We start from the raw sequence: 17,374 nt of genomic DNA on the forward strand, positions 1-17,374 counted from the left end.
TGGGATCCCTTCGTGTTCATGTCGTCAATCCACCTCACACTGCCAAGCCGCACAGGTCCGCGGCCGAGATCGTGTCGCCGTCGCCCACCCGCACCCGCAGGCAGGGCAACCGTTCCGCGTAGCCGGCGGCGATCCGCTCGATCGGCGGGTGCGCCGGACCGTGACCGGTCGCCAATGCGAGGGTCGCCGCGAACGCCCAGTACCGGCGTAGCTCGCCCGCCGCGTACGTGCCGGCGATCAGGGACCGTGCCGCCTGGTCCGGCGGCAGGTGCTCGACCTCGGTCCGGGGGCCGCGTTCCAGCACCACCAACCGGTCCGGTTCCAGTACCGGCTCGCGCGCGGACAGGGCCACCTCGACCCGCCCGTGCGAGGTGCGGTCCCGGTTCGTACGGGCGCCAGGTGCGTCGGTACGGAGTGGTTCAGCGACGCCGAAGCAGCGCGACCGGTCGGCGCAGCACAGGTTGTCGGCGGTCGCCACCGCCCCGGCGTCGAGGGCGTTGAGCAACACGGTCGACTTGCCCACCCCGCCGGGCCCGGCGAACAGCGGCGTGGCCGACCCGGCCCGCAGTACCGAGGCGTGCAGCGGCACCCGCTCTTGCCAGCCGGCCCGCCACAGCACCGGGTAGTGCACCAACATCTGCCCGGCCAGCAGCCCGAAACGCGTGCCCAGCAACAGGTTCGCGGCCCGCAGCGAACGGCTCGGCCGGTACCGTGCCACGACCTCCAGCGTCTCGCCGCCGCGGACCATCAGGTCGAAGCCGGAGCCGCCGGCGTTGGTCAGCACGGTCGTCGTGCCGTCGGACCACGCGCCGCGGGTGACCAGCCGCAGGCCCCGCACCGGCATCGCCGTCGCGCCCGCTTCGACGCGCAGCCGAACCGTCGGCTCGGCCGCGCCACGTGTCGGTTCCCGAGTTTGCCCTGCCGCGCCCAGCGCGCGGACGACCAGCCGGTTGACCCACGGCAGCTCGGTGTCGACGTCCACCACCTCACCGGCGGAGTGGTAGCGCATCAGAACCCGTCCGGGTACGGCCCGGCGACGCCGGCCGCGGTCTGCGGGTGCAGCACCCGCTGGTACTCCGGAAGCATCTGCTGCAGCAGCGCCAGTGTCGCCGGTTCGTCGTTGTCGTCGGCGGCGGCGTAGAGCCGGGTGAGCATGGCCGGCAGATCCGGCGGCACCTCGCTCGTCCGGGTCGCCCAGACCTTCGGATGCGCGGTGCGCAGCCGCACCTCGGAGTCGGAGAACACCTTCTCGTTGAGCTTCTCGCCGGGCCGCAGCCCGGTGAACCGGATCGTCACCTCGGGTAGGTGCACGGCCTCCGCGTACTTGTGGACCAGGTCGACGATCGGCACCGGGTCGCCCATGTCCAGGACGAACGTCTCCGCGTACTCGGCCATCGCGACCGCCTCCAGCACCAGCCCGACGGCCTCCTCGACGGTCATGAAGAAGCGGGTCACCTCCGGGTGGGTGATGGTGATCGCCTGGTCCTTGGCCAGCTGATCGGCAAGGACGCTCAGCAGCGACCCGCGCGAGCCGAGGACGTTGCCGAAGCGCACCGACGCCATACAGGTCGGGCCGCCGGCCGCCGCCTGCACCACGATCTCGGCCAGCCGCTTCGTCGCGCCGAGCACCGAGGCTGGATCGGCGGCCTTGTCGGTCGAGATCAGGACGAACCGCGAGGTGCCGTGCCGGACCGCGAGGTCGACGAGGTGGTGGGTGCCGCCGACATTGGTCTTCACGCCCTCGCACGGGTGCCGTTCGAGCAGCGGAAGGTGCTTGTGTGCGGCGGCGTGGAAGACGATATGCGGCCGGGTCTCGGTGAACACCTGCTCCAGGCGACGCCGGTCCCGGATGTCGGCGATGATGATCTCGTTGGAGTCCAGGACGCCGGAGCCGGTGATCTCCAGGTGCAGGCCGTGCAGGTTGGACTCGTCATGGTCGAGCAGATAGAGCGCTGAGGGTTCGAAACGGTGGATCTGCCGGCACAGCTCGGCACCGATCGACCCGCCGGCGCCGGTCACCAGCACCCGCCGGCCGCGGATCAACGACCGCGCCCGCTGCGAACTGACGTGGATCTCGTCGCGCCCGAGAAGGTCGCCGATCTGCACCCCGCGCAGGTCCGACAGGCGCATGTCGCGCTCGACCGCGGCGAGAAACGACGGGAGGTGGCGCACCAGCAGGCCGGCGGCGAGCGTCCGGTCGATCAACTGGGCGATCCGGGACGACGACAGCGACGGTATGGCCACGAGCGCGGCGCGTGCCCCGGTGGCCTTCGCCGCCGTGGCCACGTCGTCCAGCCGGCCCACGACCGGCAACCAGGCGGCCCGGCGCAGCCGTGGGTTGTCGTCGAGGAATCCAACGGGGCGCAGCCCGTATCCGGGTGCCGCGCGTAACGCCCCGACGAGGGCGCGGCCGGCGTGGCCAGCACCCAGGACGAGGGTCGGCAGCCCCGCGGAGCGGGCCGACGATGCTCTGCGCCAGTTCACAAGTGGTACCTCCGGAGTGGGCTCAAGCGAGAAGTTCGGCCAGCCGGCCGGTGACGATGTCGACGGATCCGTGCTCGAGAGCCGGGTAGAGCGGCAGCGACAGCACCTCGTCGGCGACCCGGTCGGTGACCGGCAACGCGGCGCGGTCATCCGGGTCGAGCAGCCGGGCAAACGCGGTGAGGCGATGGACCGGGATGAAGTGCACCGAGGTGCCGATCCCAGACTCGGCGAGCGCCGCGGCGACGGCGTCGCGGTCCGGGACGCGCACCTGGTACAGGTGCCAGGCGTGCCCGGGATGGCGCCGCGGGAGTCGCACCAGATCGGCCAGTGCCCTGTCGTACCGCGCCACCAGCTCGGCCCGGCACCGCTGCCAGCCGGGCAGGGCGACCAGCTGTGCCCGGCCGATCGCCGCCTGCAGGTCGGTGAGATTGGCCTTGAACCCCAACTCTTCGACGTCGTAGCGCCACGAGCCGCCGGGCAGGTACCGGCGCCAGGCGTCGCGGCTCATCCCGTGCAGCCGTGACGAGCGCAGCCAGGCCGCCAGCTCCCCGTCGTGGGTGGCGACCGCGCCGCCCTCGCCGATGGGCAGGTTCTTGGTCGCATAGAAGCTCAGGCAGGTCGCGTGCGGGGCGGTCGCCGGGTCGTCAGCCCGCCCGACGCCACCCCCGGGGCCGTGCGCGGCGTCGACCACGATCCGCCCGCCGGGGAGCCCGGCCGCATCGGCGAGGGCGACGTGGTCGACGGGGTACCCGCCGAGTGGGCAGACGACCATCGCGGCCGGCCGACCGGCCCGGCGGGTGGCCGCGGCAACCGTCTCGGGGCTCGGTACGAGCGTGTCCTCGTCGACGTCCACGAGAACCGGCCGGTAGCCGGCGTGCACGATCGCCGCAACCGCACCGCAGAACGTCAGGCTCGGGGTCAGGACCGGGGCGCCCGCATCCAGTCGCAACGCGCGCAGGCTCAACTCGATCGCCTGGGTGCAGGAGGCGACGGTCACCACGTACGGCTGGCCGAGGTATGCGGCGAGCTCCGCCTCGAACGCGGCGCACTCGGCGCCGGTGGTGACCCAGCCGGAGTCGAGGACCCGCACCGCCGCCTCGCGGGCCGCGCCGGTGAACGACGGGACGGTGAAGGGCACCGCCACGGCGGTCGAGGTGGTCATTCCCCAACACCTTCCTCGAGGACGCCGAGCAACGGCCAGCCGGAGGCGGTCGCGAGGTCTCGCACCCGGTCTACCGCCCGGATCGCGACGTTGCCGCCGGTCAGGACGACCAGTCCGATCCGTTCGCCCTCCGCGCTCGGGTTCAGCTCTTCGAGCGCGCAGACGCGCTGCAACCGCATCGGCGGAGTGGAGTTCTCCGTCGCCGTAAGCACCGCGACGGAGCTGTGTCCGTCGGCCGGCCGCCCGTCGACCGGCTGTCCGGGGACCACCTGTGGGGAGACGAGCACCGGGGAGTCGAGGACCTGGGTGGGAATCGCGATCCGGCCGGTCACCGGAGCGGGGCGCACGGCGGCGGCCTCGACCCGGTCGACGAACTCGGGATGGATCGGCGTGCGGCCGGTCCGCGCCAGGACGACGGTGGAAACCTCGGCCTGGCTCGCGGCCAGCCGTATGCGCCGGCCGATGTCGGCGAGCGCGGCCGGATCGGGGCTGACCGTACCGAGCAGCGGCACCTGCAGCACCCGACCGACCCGGGACGCACCGGACAGCTTCGGACGCACGGTCTCGTTCAGCCCGGCCAGGATCAGACCGACGGCGAGGCCGAGGATCGCGGCGATGCCGAGCCGGCCGGGCAGGCCGGTCGGGTCCGGCCGGTCGGGAACCGTCGGGGTCGCGACCACGCTCGCGTGGCCGGCCGCGGCCGCCTCCTCGGCCAGCCTGCCGCGGTCCGCGGACAGCTCAGAGATCAGCCGGTCGATACCGGCCAGCTTGTTCTGCGCGACCGGGTCCCCCGGGTTGGAATGCGCCTCGGCCGCGATCGGTGCCCGCTTCTCCGTCAGGTCGGTGAGCTGCCTGTCCACGTCCTGGAGCACGTCGGGCAGGGCGCCGACGCGCTGCGCGTCGAGCTGTCCGGTGACCGCGGTGAGGAGCGCCGCCGTGACCTTCTGCGCCAAGTCCCGGTCGCGATCGGTGTAGGCGACGTCGACCAGGGTCGAGCTGCCCAGGCCGGTCACCACGACAGCGCGGATCACCGTGTCGGGGTCACGCGGCAGGTGCGCCTCGTCCAGGGCCCGCTTGGTGACGTCCCGGCTGGTTGCGATGGCCTGCACCTGGCTGACGATCGCGGCCGCCTCCGCGAGCGACCGGGGGATGGCGGTGGACGCCACGACGCGCCCGTGGGCGGTGTACTCGGCGGGCTGGCGGGCAACGTAGACGGCCATCGCGAGCACCGGCGTGAAGATCGCCAGCAGCAGTACCAACCAGTACCGGTGGAATAGTCGCGTCGCGACCTCGTTCATTTCCACGCGAGAACGCCCCTCCGTTTCGGGGTGAATCCCCGGTGAACGCCATCTGGCGCCGAGACTAAGACGATCTGTACCGCGGGTGATCGCGCGCTTGCCGCAGGTTCGTCTACGCCATCTGCGGGAGGGCCGTTCAGTGGCCGGAGGCGCGCAACCCGTGACGCAGGGCGACCGCGACCGACTCCAGCGTCGAGTGCACCTCGAACTTGGCCAGCAGGTTCTGGGTGTGGGTGCGTACCGTGTTGGTCGACAGGTGCAGGCGGATCGCGATCTCGGCGCGGCTCAGCCCGTCAACCATGCACTGCAGCACCTCCCGCTCGCGCTTGGTGAGCCGGCCGAGCAGGTCCGGCTGCGTCGCCGTGCTCCGCGCGACCAAGCCCGGGAGCGCCTGCCCGAGCAGGCTCGGGGACAGCCATGCCTCGCCCTCCGCCACACCGCGAATCACCCGCACCAGATGATCGCCGTCGACGGTTTTCGGCAGCCACGCCCGGGCACCGTGACGCAGCACGGCGACGACCGCGTCGACCGACTCGACCGCCGTCAGCATCACCACCCGGGTGGTCGGCGCGGTCTCGGCGACATACCTGGCCAGGTCGACCCCGCTGTCGTTGCCGAGCGTCACATCGACCACCGCGACCTGTGGGTGATGGGCAGCCAGGTAGGTACGCGCGGCATCAGCGGTGAAGGCCACATGAACCGGCCGCAGACCGGACTCGCAGGACAGCCGGGCCTGCAACGCCTCAGCGAAGAGTGTGTGGTCGTCGACCACCAGCACCGAGATATCGCGCACCAGAGCACCATGCACCCACTCCGGTGGAAGTAATCCGGCATACGCGTCAGGCGCCCGGGTGAGAAATCCGGATGATCGGCCCGGGTGACCTCATTCAGGTGAGGGCAATCTACGTCTTTTGCAGCGGGTGCCGGCAGGACGCCACACGCATCATGAGCGAGCCGGATCCGATCAGCTCTCCGCACTGGAGTCCTCATGTCGCGCGTTCACTGGCTTTCCCGACGCTCCGCCGTCACGGGTGGTCTCTGCGGGATCACCTTCGTCTGCACCGCGCTGGGCGCCAGCCCGGCCTTCGCCGTCGACCCGTACCTCTACGTCGGCGGTCCAGGCTGCTCCGACGCCGGCCCGGGAACCCAGGCCCAGCCATTCTGCACCATCAAGAAGGCAGCGACGGTGGTGGCAGCAGGCCAGACCGTCGTGGTCGCGGACGGCACGTACCCGGAATCGGTCACCGTCGCCGGGAGCGGGACCGCGGACAACCCGATCACCCTCCGGCCGGCAACCGGCGCGACGGTCACCGTCACCGGCGGCACCAACGGCTTCGTCGTGTCCGGCAAGTCATACGTGACGATCAGCGGATTCAACATCACCGACACAACGTCCTACGGCATCTCGGTCAAAAAATCGAACCACATCGTTATTTCCGGCAACACCGTGTCGGACGCGGGAACCCCGGTCAGCGGCGGACTCGCCGCCGGCATCTATCTCAAGGACACCAGCGCCTCGACCGTCAGCGACAACTTCACGCACCACAACAGCGACCACGGCATCTACCTCGCCAGCGGCACCAACACCACCACGGTCAGCGGCAACGAGTCGTCGTGGAACGCCAACCGGTACCGGCGAAACGCCAACGGCATCAACGTGATCGGACCGAACAACACCGTCATCGGCAACGTGGCGCACGACAACGAGGACTCGGGTCTGCAGTTCTACACCGGGGCCGACAACTCGTTCGCCACGCTCAACGTCTCGTACAACAACGGCGATCACGGCATCGACAACCTGAACGTCACCGGTGGCCGCCTGATCGGCAACACCATCTACCACAACTGCACGAGCGGGATCAACGTCGAGGGCACGTCGGGCAACTACGTCGTGGCCAACAACATCGCCGTCGACAACGCGGTGTACCCGGCCTACAACGGCATCTCCTGCAACCGGCGCGCCGGCAACATCGGCATCTTCGACTCGGCGCCGGCGACGACGGTCGTCGACAGCAACCTCGTGTACCTGAGCAAGCCGGGGGCCATGTACGTCTTCGGCTCGTCGTTCACCTCGCTGGCGGCGATGCGGAGCGCCACCGGCCAGGAGCAGCACGGCCTGCAGGCCGAACCGCTCTTCCGCAACCCGTCCGGCGGTGATCTGCGGCTGGCGGCGGGATCGCCGGCGATCGACTCGGCAGACTCCGGCGTTTCAGGTGAGCAACCGGTCGACATCGTCGGCACGCCGCGCCGCGACGACCCTGCGGTACCCAACACCGGCATCGGCCCACGCCCGTACGACGACCGCGGTGCCTACGAGCACTGACCCGCGCCGCCGAGCCTGCCGCCGTGCCCGCACGGGTTGTCTCGATCTGGAGCGCCACAGTCGTCGCCCAGGACCTGCTGTGTACAGAACGGATCAATCGTGAGTCGCTATTTCCGGCATTCCGGGACGGTCACCGCCTGGATGCGGAGTCCTCGTCCCGCCACGATGGCCGAGCTGGTCGGCTGATGGTGCCCGGGCACCTTCGCTCCCGTGCGCTCGCCACACTGACCGCCGCCGCCCTGCTGCTGGGTGCGTGTTCTTCCAAGCCCGCACCGAAGCACGCGGGCTCCGGCGACCACACGCCGGAGGCCATGCCCGGGATGAGCATGCCCGGCATGGCCACGTCCCGGCCGCCCGGGAGTCCGGGCGGGGCCACCGCGCCGGGCGCCGCGCTGCCCGGCATGCCGCCGCTGCTCGACCCGCACGACGTCTACGCCGCGGACCGGCCCGGCGCGCTCGCCGACGCGGTCAGGAACGACCCCGTCCGGGTATACGTGCCGAATCTCGACAGCGACACCGTCTCCGTCATCGACCCGGTGACGTACAAAGTCATCCAGACGGTCAAGGTCGGCGACGCACCGCAGCACGTCGTGCCGGCCTGGGACCTGCGCACGCTGTGGGTCAACAACAACGACGGCAACACGCTGACCCCGATCGACCCGGCGACCGGCGCGTTCGGCACGCCCGTCCCGGTCGAGAACCCGTACAACCTGTACTTCACCCCCGACGGCAAGTTCGCGATGGTCATGGCGGAGCTGCTGCACCGCATCGACTTCCGGGACCCGCACACGATGGCGATCGTACGATCGGTGCCGGTCAACTGCTCCGGGGTGAACCACGCCGACTTCTCGGCCGACGGCCGCTACTTCATCGCGACCTGCGAGTTCTCCGGCGACCTGATCAAGGTGGACGTCCAGCGTCAGGAGGTGGTCGGCCAGCTGCACCTGCCACGCGCCGGGGCGATGCCGCAGGACGTCAAGCTCACCCCGGACGGGCGCACCTGGTACGTCGCCGACATGCACACCTCCGGCGTGTGGATTCTCGACGGGGACGCGTTCACCGTGCGGATGTTCCTGCCGACCGGTGCCGGCACGCACGGGCTGTACGTCAGCCGCGACTCGAAGCGCCTCTACATCGCCAACCGGGGCGAGGGTTCGGTGTCGGTTCTCGACTTCGCCACCGGTACCCTCGTCGCCAAGTGGCAGATCCCCGGCGGCGGCAGCCCGGACATGGGCGGGGTCTCGGCGGACGGCAAGGTCCTGTGGCTCTCCGGCCGGTACAACGGCGAGGTCTACGCCATCTCCACGGACGACGGGCACCTGCTCGCCCGGATCAAGGTCGGCACCCAGCCGCACGGGCTGTGCTTCTGGCCGCAGCCCGGTCGGTACTCCCTCGGCCACACCGGCATCCTGCGCTGACCACAGCGGCCGCCGAGACGCGGGTGCGTGCTGATCACCTGGTTGGCCGTGCTTTCCTCGTAGGCTGAACCTCACACGCGACGGACAGGAGACGCTGAGGTGGCCGAGACGACGGTGGCCGGGGTGATGGCCGAGCTGGCCGAGCTCGAGGACCCGAAGGCGCGCGAGGTGAACGAGAAACACGGTGACGATCACGGTGTGAACCTCGGCAAACTGCGCGCGCTCGCGAAGCGGCTGAAGACGCAGCAGGAACTTGCGCGCCGGCTCTGGGCGACGGATGACACCGCGGCGAGACTGCTGGCGATCCTGATCAGCCGTCCGAAGGCGTTCGAGCGTGACGAGTTGGACGGCATGGTGCGTGAGGCGCGTGCCCCCAAGGTGCAGGACTGGCTCGTGAACTACGTGGTGAAGAAGAACCCGCACTCCGAGGAGCTGCGCCTGGCCTGGTTCGCCGATCCGGATCCGGTGGTGGCGAGCGCCGGCTGGGCGCTGACCACCGAACGCGTGGCCAAGCAGCCCGAGGGCCTCGACCTCGCAGGACTGCTCGACGTCATCGAGGCGGAGATGAGCGACGCCCCGGATCGCCTGCAGTGGGCGATGAACCACTGCCTGGCTCAGATCGGGATCGAGCACGTCGAGCACCGCGCCCGCGCGATCGGCATCGGTGAGCGCTTGGAGGTGCTCAAGGACTACCCGACGTCCCCGGGCTGCACGTCTCCGTTCGCGCCCATCTGGATCACCGAGATGGTGCGCCGACAGCACGATGCATAGAACACGCCGCAGCGCCGAGTCCACGGGGCGTCCGCCTCACGACCTTCGGGTGGGCGAGCGGCGGGACAGCAGGCATCCAGTCAACGCGGCGACGAGGCCGGCCAGCCCGGCCGCCGCGAAGCCGCCCGCTGGTGCGGAGAGGTCAACCGCCACCCCGACGAGCGGGGAGCCGAGCGCGAAACCCGCGCTCTGCGCCGAGGATTGCAGACCTGTCGCCTCACCCCGCACGCTGGCCGGCGCCAGCCGGCTCACCGCGTCGGCCACCGTGGAAAGGGTCGGCGCGGTGAGAAGCCCGGCGCCGACGACGGCCACGCACAACCAGGGCCAGTCGTGTGCAAGCCCGGCGGGAATCGTCATGAGCCCGAGCAGGCCGAGCAGCAGCCACGTGGGCAGCGGCCGGGACAGCGCGCCGTAAACCAGCCCACCGGCGACGGACGCCACGCCGAACACGGCTACGACCACGGCGGCCCAGGACACCTGACCTGCTTCTTCAAGCGTGGCGACGATGGCGAGGTCGACGCCGCTGAGCAGCGTCGTGGTGCCGAACGCCATCATCAGTACGGCAATCATGCCGGCGCCCAGCCACTCCCGGCGCGGGGGTCGTCCGGCCGCGCCGGCATCCGCCTCGTCCTCGGCACGCACCGGCGGGTTGAGCAAGGCGATCCCGGCTCCGCCGGCCGCGATCGCGGCACCGACCCCCCACGCCACCACATCGGGGGACATCTTCGCCGCACACAGGATCACCACCGCCGGGCCCACGATGTACGACAGCTCGCCCTGCACCGATTCCAGCGCGAACGCGGCCCGGCGCTGTCCCGCCGTCGTCATCGCGGCGATCGCCTGCCTGGTCACCGACTGGGCCGGCACCATCAGCAGACCCGCCACGAAGGCGGCGCCCAGCAGGATCCCGTAGGGCAGGATCGGCACGCTCAGCCAGAACGCGACCTGCAGTACGACAGTGACCAGCAGCACGGTACGCAGGCCCCGCCAGTCGATCATGCGGCCAAGCAGCGGCCCGCCCAGCGCCACCCCGGCGGTCAGAGCCGCCGCGACACCACCCGCTGCCGCGTAGCTCATGTCCAGGCCCAGCACGACATACATCGTCAGCGCCATCACGTCAGCCGTGATCGCGGTACGGGCGAGCAGTGAAACGCCCAGGAGTGATGCCATCCCTGGCACGGCGAGCACCTGCCGGTATCCGGTCACCTGCGTGACGCTAGATCATCCGTTGTGTCATAGGAACGGCGAATTTGTTGGGAGTCGGCATAATGAATGCTTATGGCCAGGGATCTTGAGATCGTGTTGCTGCGGTCGTTCGTCACCGCCGTGCGGGCGGGCAGCATCAGCCGCGCCGCGGCCGCGCTCGGACATACCCAGCCCGCGCTCAGCCAGCAGTTGCGCAAGCTCGAGAGCGTTGTCGGCCGTCCGCTGCTGTACCGGTCGTCGTCCGGCGTCTCGCCGACCCGGGCGGGTGAGGAGCTTCTGCCGTACGCCGAACGCATTCTCTCGCTCTCCGCACAGGCACTCACCGAAACCGGGCGCGCGCTCACCGGCCACTGCGGCGTCGGGTTGCTCGAAGACCTCGCCGCGTCCCAGCTTCCGCAGGCCCTCGCCGACCTCGCCCGGCTGCACCCCGGCGCGACGCTGGAGGTGCTCAGCGTTTCCAGCGCCGCGATGCAGGAGGCCTACGACGCAGGCCGCGTCCACCTCGTGCTCGACGAGGTGCCGGACCTTCCCGGGCCGCCGCGCTGGACGGTACGCCGCCCGCTGGTCTGGGCGATCGGCCAGGGCGTGGACGTGACTGCCGATCCGCTGCCGGTGGTGCTGTTCTCGAACACGTGCGCCTGGCGTACAGCGGTGCTGGAGACGCTGGAACGTACCGATCGGCGCTGGCGGGTGGCGTTCGAAAGCAACAGCCTGGTCGGTGTGCTCGCCGCGATACGGGCCGGGCTCGGCGTCGCGGCGCTCATGCCCACGAACCTCGAACCGGTCATGGTCTGCCACGACGCGGACGCCCTGCCCGCCCTGCCGGACGTCGAGTTCGGTCTCGCGCGGCACCCACGGACCGAAGGCGATCCGCTGATCGATGCCGTGGAGACCGCGCTACGACGCATGATCTGAGTTCCGCGGCTGGTCGGGCACGATCGCGTCGTTCAGCGCCACCGCCGAGTCCACGGAGGTCGTCGTCTTCGCCGACGGCGAGCGCGGCGCCGACGTCTTCGACCGGGACACCGGCGAGCGGCTGTGGCACTGGCCGGGCAAGCGGCTCGCGTGGCTGTTCGGCTGGAGACTGCCGCCCGGCACCGGCCGTTAGCGAACCCGACCACGGGCCGGGGCTCCGGGGTCACCTTCTCCTCATGATACTTGGACATCCTACTATTCCGTCGTAGAGTACATGGACATCCAAGTATCCGGCCGCGCCGACGGCCGTCCGGGGCAGAAGAATCAGGAGTGGGCATGGCTCCCAGCACGCCGTCCGAGTTGCACGTTCCCTCCCACCCGGTCCGGTTCGTGACCGCGGCGAGCCTGTTCGACGGGCACGACGCGGCGATCAACGTGATGCGACGGCTGCTGCAGGCACAGGGTGCGGAGGTGATCCACCTCGGGCACGACCGCAGCGTCGACACCGTGGTGCGGGCCGCGCTGGAGGAGGACGTGCAAGGAGTGGCGATCTCCTCGTACCAGGGCGGGCACGTGGAGTACTTCAGCTACCTGGTGGAGCGGCTGGCCGAGTCCGGTGCCGGCCATGTGCGGGTCTTCGGCGGCGGGGGCGGCGTGATCGTGCCGGAGGAGATCGCGCTGTTGCGCGAGCGTGGCGTGACGATCTTCTCTCCGGAAGACGGCCAGCGGCTGGGCCTGCCCGGAATGATCAACCAGCTGATCCGGGCCTGCGACGTCGACCTCACGGTCACGGATCCGGACGTCAAGGCGCTGCTGGCCGGCGATCCGGCCGCGCTGGCCCGGGCGATCACGGTGCTCGAGGCGGGAGGGTCGCCGGGGCTGGCCGACCGGCTGCGGACCGCGGCGGCCGGACGCGTGGTGCCGGTGCTGGGCATCACCGGCACGGGCGGGTCGGGCAAGTCGTCGCTGACCGACGAGTTGCTGCGCCGGCTGCGGCTGGACCAGGAGGACAAGCTGCGGGTCGCTGTCCTGGCGATCGACCCGACACGGCGGCGCGGCGGCGGTGCGCTGCTGGGTGACCGGATTCGGATGAACGCGCTGGAGACCGGGCTGGGCAACCGCACGTTCTTCCGGTCGCTGGCCACCCGCACTGCCGGCGCGCAGGTGCCCGAGCACCTCGACGACATCCTGGTCGCCGTCAAGGCGGCCGGGTTCGACCTGGTGATCGTGGAGACGCCGGGCATCGGCCAGGGCGACGCGGCGATCGTGCCGTTCTCCGATGTGGCGCTGTATGTGATGACGCCGGAGTTCGGTGCCGCGTCGCAGTTGGAGAAGATCGACATGCTCGACTTCGCCGACGTCGTGGCGATCAACAAGTACGAGCGGCGCGGGGCCGAGGACGCCCGCCGCGACGTGGCGAGACAGCTGGTACGCAACCGGCAGGCGTTCGGTGTCGCGTGGCAGACGATGCCGGTGTTCGGCACCAGCGCCGCCCGGTTCAACGACGACGGCGTCACCGCGCTCTACCAGCGCCTGCGGGACCTGCTGGTGGCCAAAGGGCTGCCGGCGGGAACCGGGACGCTGCCGGCCGTCGACGTCCGCGCCTCCTCCGGGCTGACCAGCGTCGTTCCGTCCGCCCGCTCCCGCTACCTGGCGGAGATCGCCGACGCGGTCCGGGGATACCACCGGACGACCGGCGCGCAGGCCGAGGTGGCACGCCGGCGTCAGTCCCTGCGCATGACGGTCGAACTGCTGGGCGACGACGCGGCCGCGGAACGGGTACGCGAGCTGGCGACCGTCACCGACCGCGAACTGCTGCCGGAGGCGCGTGAGCTGCTGGCGACCTGGCCGGCGCGGGTCGCGGAGTACTCCGGCGACGAGTACGTCTACCGGGTTCGTGACCGGGAGATCCGCACGCCGTTGACCCGGCAGACCCTGTCCGGCTCGCGGGTCCGCCGGGTGGCGCTGCCGCGCACCCGCGACGAGGCGGACCTGCTCACGTTCCTGCGCAGGGAGAACCTGCCCGGGTTCTTCCCGTTCACCGCCGGGGTGTTCCCGTTCAAGCGGGAGGGCGAGGCCCCGGCGCGGATGTTCGCGGGCGAGGGCGACGCCTTCCGCACCAACCGCCGGTTCAAGCTGGTGAGCCGGGGTGGTGAGGCCACCCGGCTGTCGACGGCGTTCGATTCGGTCACCCTCTACGGGCGCGATCCGGACCTGCGCCCGGACATCTACGGCAAGGTCGGCACCTCAGGCGTCTCGATCGCCACGCTCGATGACATGAAGGTGCTCTACTCCGGGTTCGACCTGTGCGCGCCGACCACCTCGGTGTCGATGACGATCAACGGCCCGGCGCCGGCGATCCTGGCCATGTTCCTCAACACCGCCATCGACCAGCGGATCGACGCCTTCCGTGAGGAGAAGGGCCGCGAACCTGACGCGGAGGAGGCCGAGGGGATCCGCGCCTGGGTGCTGGCCAGCGTCCGCGGCACGGTGCAGGCCGACATCCTCAAGGAGGACCAGGGCCAGAACACCTGCATCTTCTCCACCGAGTTCGCGCTGCGCTGCATGGCCGACATCCAGCAGTGGTTCATCGACCACCGGGTGCGCAACTTCTACTCGGTGTCGATCTCCGGCTACCACATCGCCGAGGCCGGGGCGAACCCGATCAGCCAGCTGGCGTTCACACTGGCCAACGGGTTCACCTACGTGGAGTCCTATCTGGCCCGCGGGATGGCGATCGACGAGTTCGCGCCGAACCTGTCCTTCTTCTTCTCCAACGGCATGGACGCCGAGTATTCGGTGATCGGGCGGGTTGCCCGGCGGATCTGGGCAATCGCGATGAGGGAGAAGTACGGCGCGGGGGAGCGGTCGCAGAAGTTGAAGTACCACGTGCAGACCTCCGGCCGGTCGCTGCACGCGCAGGAGATGGACTTCAACGACATCCGCACCACCCTGCAGGCGCTGTGCGCGATCTACGACAACGCCAACAGCCTGCACACCAACGCCTACGATGAGGCGGTCACCACCCCCAGCGAGCACTCGGTCCGCCGAGCCCTGGCCATCCAGATGATCATCGACCGGGAATGGGGCCTGGCCGGCAACGAGAACCCGCTGCAGGGTTCGTTCGTCATCGACGAGCTCACCGACCTGGTCGAGGAAGCGGTGCTGGCAGAGTTCGATCGCATCGCCGAGCGCGGCGGCGTCCTCGGCGCCATGGAGACCGGCTACCAGCGCGGCCGCATCCAGGACGAGTCGATGCTGTACGAGCACCGCAAGCACGACGGCAGCCTGCCGATCGTCGGCGTCAACACCTTCCTCGATCCGCATCGCGACGAGACCCCGCCGCAGACCGTCGAGCTGGCCCGGGCGACCGAGGCGGAGAAGCAGTCCCAGCTGACGAGGCTCGCCGACTTCCACACCCGGCACGCCGAGGAGGCGCCCGCCGCCCTCGCCCGGCTCCAGCAGGCCGCGATGAACGGCGGCAACGTGTTCGCCGAGCTGATGGAGGCCGTGCGGCACTGCTCGCTCGGCCAGATCTCCGGCGCCTTCTTCGAGGTGGGTGGCCAGTACCGGCGTAACGTATGACCGCGACATTGAGCGCAGGGGGGCCACCCGCGGTGTCGCGGGTCCGTCCCGTCCCCGCGCACGCTGTAACCTCCGGGGTATCCGACCAGCCCAGGAGGAACCCGGTGACGACCGCACGGCTCCCGTTTGACCCGATCGGGGAAGCCGCCCGGCTGTGGCGTGAGCACGGCTGGGAGGCCGCCGCCGAGGGCATGGCCGCCGTTACCTCGCTCATGCGGGCGCAGGCGATTGTTCAAGCGTGGGTGGACGACGTCCTGCGTCCGTTGCAGCTGAGCTTCGCCCGGTATGAACTGCTGATGCTGCTGTCGTTCACCAGGGAAGGCTGTCTGCCGATGGCCAAGGCGGGCGCACGGCTGCAGGTGCACCCGACCAGCGTGACCAATGCGGCCTCGCGCCTGGAGGCCGCGGGACTGGTGGTCCGTCGTCCGGACCCGAACGACGGCCGTGGCGTGCTGGTGACCATCACCGAAGCCGGCCGGTCCGTGGCGGCGCAGGCCACGGAACTGCTCAATGACCAGGTCTTCAGCCGGTCCGAGCTGACCACGCCCGGAATGCGCGCCCTCGTCGACACTCTTCGCGAGCTCCGGCAAGCGGCGGGAGACTTCGAGACGTGACCCGCCCCGGAGCCGGGCGCCGCCTGGCCGACGATCTCGGCCACGTGTTGACCCTGGACGGCCCGCCCCGACGCATCGTCTCCCTCGTCCCCTCGCTCAGCGAGGCGCTGGCTGTGACGGTCCCGGACCGGCTGGTCGCGGTCACCGACTGGTGCACGCATCCGCCGGGGCTGGATCTGCCCCGGGTGCGCGGCACGAAGAACCCCGACCGGGCCGCGGTTGCGGCGTTGCGGCCGGACCTCGTGGTGGCCAACCAGGAGGAGAACCGCCGGATCGACGTGGAACGGCTGCGGGCGGCCGGTGTACCGGTGTGGGTCACCGTGATCGAGTCCGTCGACGACGCGTTGCGGTCGCTGCGGCGGCTGTTCGTCGATGTGCTCGACGTCGGTGAACCGGGCTGGCTGCGCACCGCGGCCGACGAGTGGAGCCGCCCAGCGCCGCGGCCGGCACCGCGGGTCGTCGTCCCGATCTGGCGCGACCCCTGGATGGTGGTGGGCTCCCGCACGTTCGCCGGTGATGTACTGAGCCGTCTCGGCCTGGTCAACGTGTTCCGCACCTCCGCCGAGCGCTATCCCCGCGTGGACCTCGCCGGACTGCGGTCGGCCGGCGCAGACCTCGTGCTCCTGCCCGACGAGCCCTACGCCTTCACCGATGACGACGGACCGGAGGCGTTCCCCGGCATCAGGACGGTTCTCCTGTCGGGGCGGCAGCTCACCTGGTACGGTCCGTCGCTGGCCTCGGCCCGTGCGGAGTTGCTCGATCGGGTGCGCTGAACGTGTCGGCCGCGGTGGCCTTCACTTCCTGTACGACGCGCCACATCGGCGTGCCGCGGCGCATGATCACGACCACTACCTGCTCGTCGGGGGTTGACGCGCCGGCGGGTTCGCCGGCCAGCCAGGGGCCGAGGGACGCCTCGACCGCGGTGAGCGCCCGGTCCAGTTCTGTCCGCACGTCGCCTTTTCCGCCGTCCCGCAGCCATTGCCGCAGCACGTGGTTGTGCGCGGCGACAACCGCGGCTGCGGCGACCTCGTCGGGCAGTCTGGAATGCGGCCGACCGCCCGAGCGGCGGTTCAGGTAACTGGTGAAGACCCGCTGGTAGCGGCTGGTCGCGGTGATCTCACGGTCGCGGAGCGCGGCCACGTGCCGGGTCAGTCGGTAGCGCTGGACCGACGCGGCTGGATCGTCGGCGTACATGTCCATAACCAGGTGTGTGGCCGAAGCGATTGCCGCCATGGGGCGCTGTGCGGGATCGGCGCCGGTCAGGATCTGTTCCACGCGCGTCAGGCATTCGTCGTGGTCGGGGAAGACCACGTCCTCCTTGCTTCGGAAATGACGGAAGAAGGTGCGTCGGGCCACTCCGGCCGCCTCGGCGATCTCATCGACAGTGGTCTCGTCGTACCCCTTGGTGAGAAACAGTTCGATAGCGGCAGCGGTGAGATCGTGCCGGGTGCGCGACTGGCCGGGCATGAGATAGGCCTTTCTTCCGAACCGGTGAGCCACACCACGGCATCTTCCACCATGGCACTCAGTGCCCTACAGTATGGCACTGAGGGTCAACTTCTGCGGGTCGACGGCAAGGCCCACCCGGCGCCCTGTCC

General features: G+C 70.4%; 14 protein-coding genes. 7 read left to right on the forward strand and 7 right to left on the reverse strand.

The window, feature by feature from the left end:
- Nucleotides 1–34: 34 nt before the first annotated feature.
- The 5 genes from Dfulv_RS15160 to Dfulv_RS15180 form a co-directional block, all read right to left on the reverse strand.
- Nucleotides 35–1,009 (reverse strand): hypothetical protein, encoded by a 975-nt coding sequence (locus Dfulv_RS15160; protein WP_259863621.1) that lies wholly within the window; start codon nt 1,007–1,009, stop codon nt 35–37.
- The gene (locus Dfulv_RS15165) at nt 1,009–2,484 is read right to left on the reverse strand and encodes a polysaccharide biosynthesis protein (protein ID WP_259863622.1); all 1,476 of its coding nucleotides are present in this window, start codon (nt 2,482–2,484) and stop codon (nt 1,009–1,011) included. The genes Dfulv_RS15160 and Dfulv_RS15165 overlap by 1 nt, the downstream gene beginning before the upstream one ends.
- A gap of 22 nt (nt 2,485–2,506) precedes the next feature.
- Nucleotides 2,507–3,646 carry a DegT/DnrJ/EryC1/StrS family aminotransferase gene (locus Dfulv_RS15170; protein ID WP_259863623.1) on the reverse strand — a complete coding sequence of 380 codons (1,140 nt, stop codon included), beginning with the start codon at nt 3,644–3,646 and terminating at the stop codon, nt 2,507–2,509.
- Nucleotides 3,643–4,950, reverse strand: a complete 1,308-nt coding sequence (locus Dfulv_RS15175) for a GumC domain-containing protein (RefSeq protein ID WP_259863625.1) — start codon at nt 4,948–4,950, stop codon at nt 3,643–3,645. The genes Dfulv_RS15170 and Dfulv_RS15175 overlap by 4 nt, the downstream gene beginning before the upstream one ends.
- Nucleotides 4,951–5,080: 130 nt before the next feature.
- A complete protein-coding gene (locus Dfulv_RS15180; RefSeq protein WP_259863627.1) occupies nt 5,081–5,737 on the reverse strand; it encodes a response regulator transcription factor in 657 nt (218 codons plus the stop codon).
- 195 nt (nt 5,738–5,932) lie between these two features.
- Here Dfulv_RS15180 and Dfulv_RS15185 point away from each other — a divergent pair, with 195 nt between their 5' ends.
- The 3 genes from Dfulv_RS15185 to Dfulv_RS15195 all read left to right on the forward strand — a co-directional run bounded on the left by Dfulv_RS15185 (nt 5,933) and on the right by Dfulv_RS15195 (nt 9,456).
- Nucleotides 5,933–7,267: a right-handed parallel beta-helix repeat-containing protein gene (locus Dfulv_RS15185; protein WP_259863629.1), complete on the forward strand. Its 1,335-nt coding sequence runs from the start codon at nt 5,933–5,935 to the stop codon at nt 7,265–7,267.
- Between the two features lie 185 nt (nt 7,268–7,452).
- The gene (locus Dfulv_RS15190; RefSeq protein ID WP_259863630.1) at nt 7,453–8,685 is read left to right on the forward strand and encodes a YncE family protein; all 1,233 of its coding nucleotides are present in this window, start codon (nt 7,453–7,455) and stop codon (nt 8,683–8,685) included.
- 99 nt (nt 8,686–8,784) lie between these two features.
- On the forward strand, nt 8,785–9,456 hold the full coding sequence (locus Dfulv_RS15195; RefSeq protein WP_259863631.1) for a DNA alkylation repair protein: 672 nt from the start codon (nt 8,785–8,787) through the stop codon (nt 9,454–9,456).
- A gap of 36 nt (nt 9,457–9,492) precedes the next feature.
- Here the strand turns inward: Dfulv_RS15195 and Dfulv_RS15200 are convergent, their stop codons facing one another.
- On the reverse strand, nt 9,493–10,662 hold the full coding sequence (locus Dfulv_RS15200; protein WP_259863632.1) for an MFS transporter: 1,170 nt from the start codon (nt 10,660–10,662) through the stop codon (nt 9,493–9,495).
- 72 nt (nt 10,663–10,734) lie between these two features.
- Between Dfulv_RS15200 and Dfulv_RS15205 the strand changes: the two genes are divergently transcribed.
- From Dfulv_RS15205 to Dfulv_RS15220, 4 genes are all read left to right on the forward strand, one after another.
- Nucleotides 10,735–11,577 carry a LysR family transcriptional regulator gene (locus tag Dfulv_RS15205; RefSeq protein WP_259863633.1) on the forward strand — a complete coding sequence of 281 codons (843 nt, stop codon included), beginning with the start codon at nt 10,735–10,737 and terminating at the stop codon, nt 11,575–11,577.
- Between the two features lie 336 nt (nt 11,578–11,913).
- Nucleotides 11,914–15,162, forward strand: a complete 3,249-nt coding sequence (gene icmF, locus Dfulv_RS15210; protein WP_259863634.1) for a fused isobutyryl-CoA mutase/GTPase IcmF — start codon at nt 11,914–11,916, stop codon at nt 15,160–15,162.
- Nucleotides 15,163–15,266: 104 nt separating this feature from the next.
- Nucleotides 15,267–15,776: a MarR family winged helix-turn-helix transcriptional regulator gene (locus Dfulv_RS15215; RefSeq protein ID WP_259863635.1), complete on the forward strand. Its 510-nt coding sequence runs from the start codon at nt 15,267–15,269 to the stop codon at nt 15,774–15,776.
- Between the two features lie 23 nt (nt 15,777–15,799).
- Nucleotides 15,800–16,549 carry a helical backbone metal receptor gene (locus tag Dfulv_RS15220; protein WP_406568017.1) on the forward strand — a complete coding sequence of 250 codons (750 nt, stop codon included), beginning with the start codon at nt 15,800–15,802 and terminating at the stop codon, nt 16,547–16,549.
- Here Dfulv_RS15220 and Dfulv_RS15225 read toward each other — a convergent pair.
- Nucleotides 16,488–17,243 (reverse strand): TetR family transcriptional regulator, encoded by a 756-nt coding sequence (locus Dfulv_RS15225; RefSeq protein ID WP_259863636.1) that lies wholly within the window; start codon nt 17,241–17,243, stop codon nt 16,488–16,490. The two genes, Dfulv_RS15220 and Dfulv_RS15225, sit on opposite strands and share 62 nt — an antisense overlap.
- Nucleotides 17,244–17,374: the final 131 nt, after the last annotated feature.

The organism is Dactylosporangium fulvum (assembly GCF_025137375.1).
GTDB classification, from domain to species: Bacteria; Actinomycetota; Actinomycetes; order Mycobacteriales; family Micromonosporaceae; genus Dactylosporangium; species Dactylosporangium fulvum.

Bases quoted from the DNA above. Each gene is read 5' to 3' on its own strand.
- Dfulv_RS15160 (WP_259863621.1), bottom strand. From the start codon at position 1,009: ATGCGCTACCACTCCGCCGGTGAGGTGGTGGACGTCGACACCGAGCTG.
- Dfulv_RS15170 (WP_259863623.1), bottom strand. From the start codon at position 3,646: ATGACCACCTCGACCGCCGTGGCGGTGCCCTTCACCGTCCCGTCGTTC.
- Dfulv_RS15185 (WP_259863629.1), top strand. From the start codon at position 5,933: ATGTCGCGCGTTCACTGGCTTTCCCGACGCTCCGCCGTCACGGGTGGT.
- Dfulv_RS15190 (WP_259863630.1), top strand. From the start codon at position 7,453: ATGGTGCCCGGGCACCTTCGCTCCCGTGCGCTCGCCACACTGACCGCC.
- Dfulv_RS15205 (WP_259863633.1), top strand. From the start codon at position 10,735: ATGGCCAGGGATCTTGAGATCGTGTTGCTGCGGTCGTTCGTCACCGCC.
- icmF (WP_259863634.1), top strand. From the start codon at position 11,914: ATGGCTCCCAGCACGCCGTCCGAGTTGCACGTTCCCTCCCACCCGGTC.
- Dfulv_RS15225 (WP_259863636.1), bottom strand. From the start codon at position 17,243: ATGCCCGGCCAGTCGCGCACCCGGCACGATCTCACCGCTGCCGCTATC.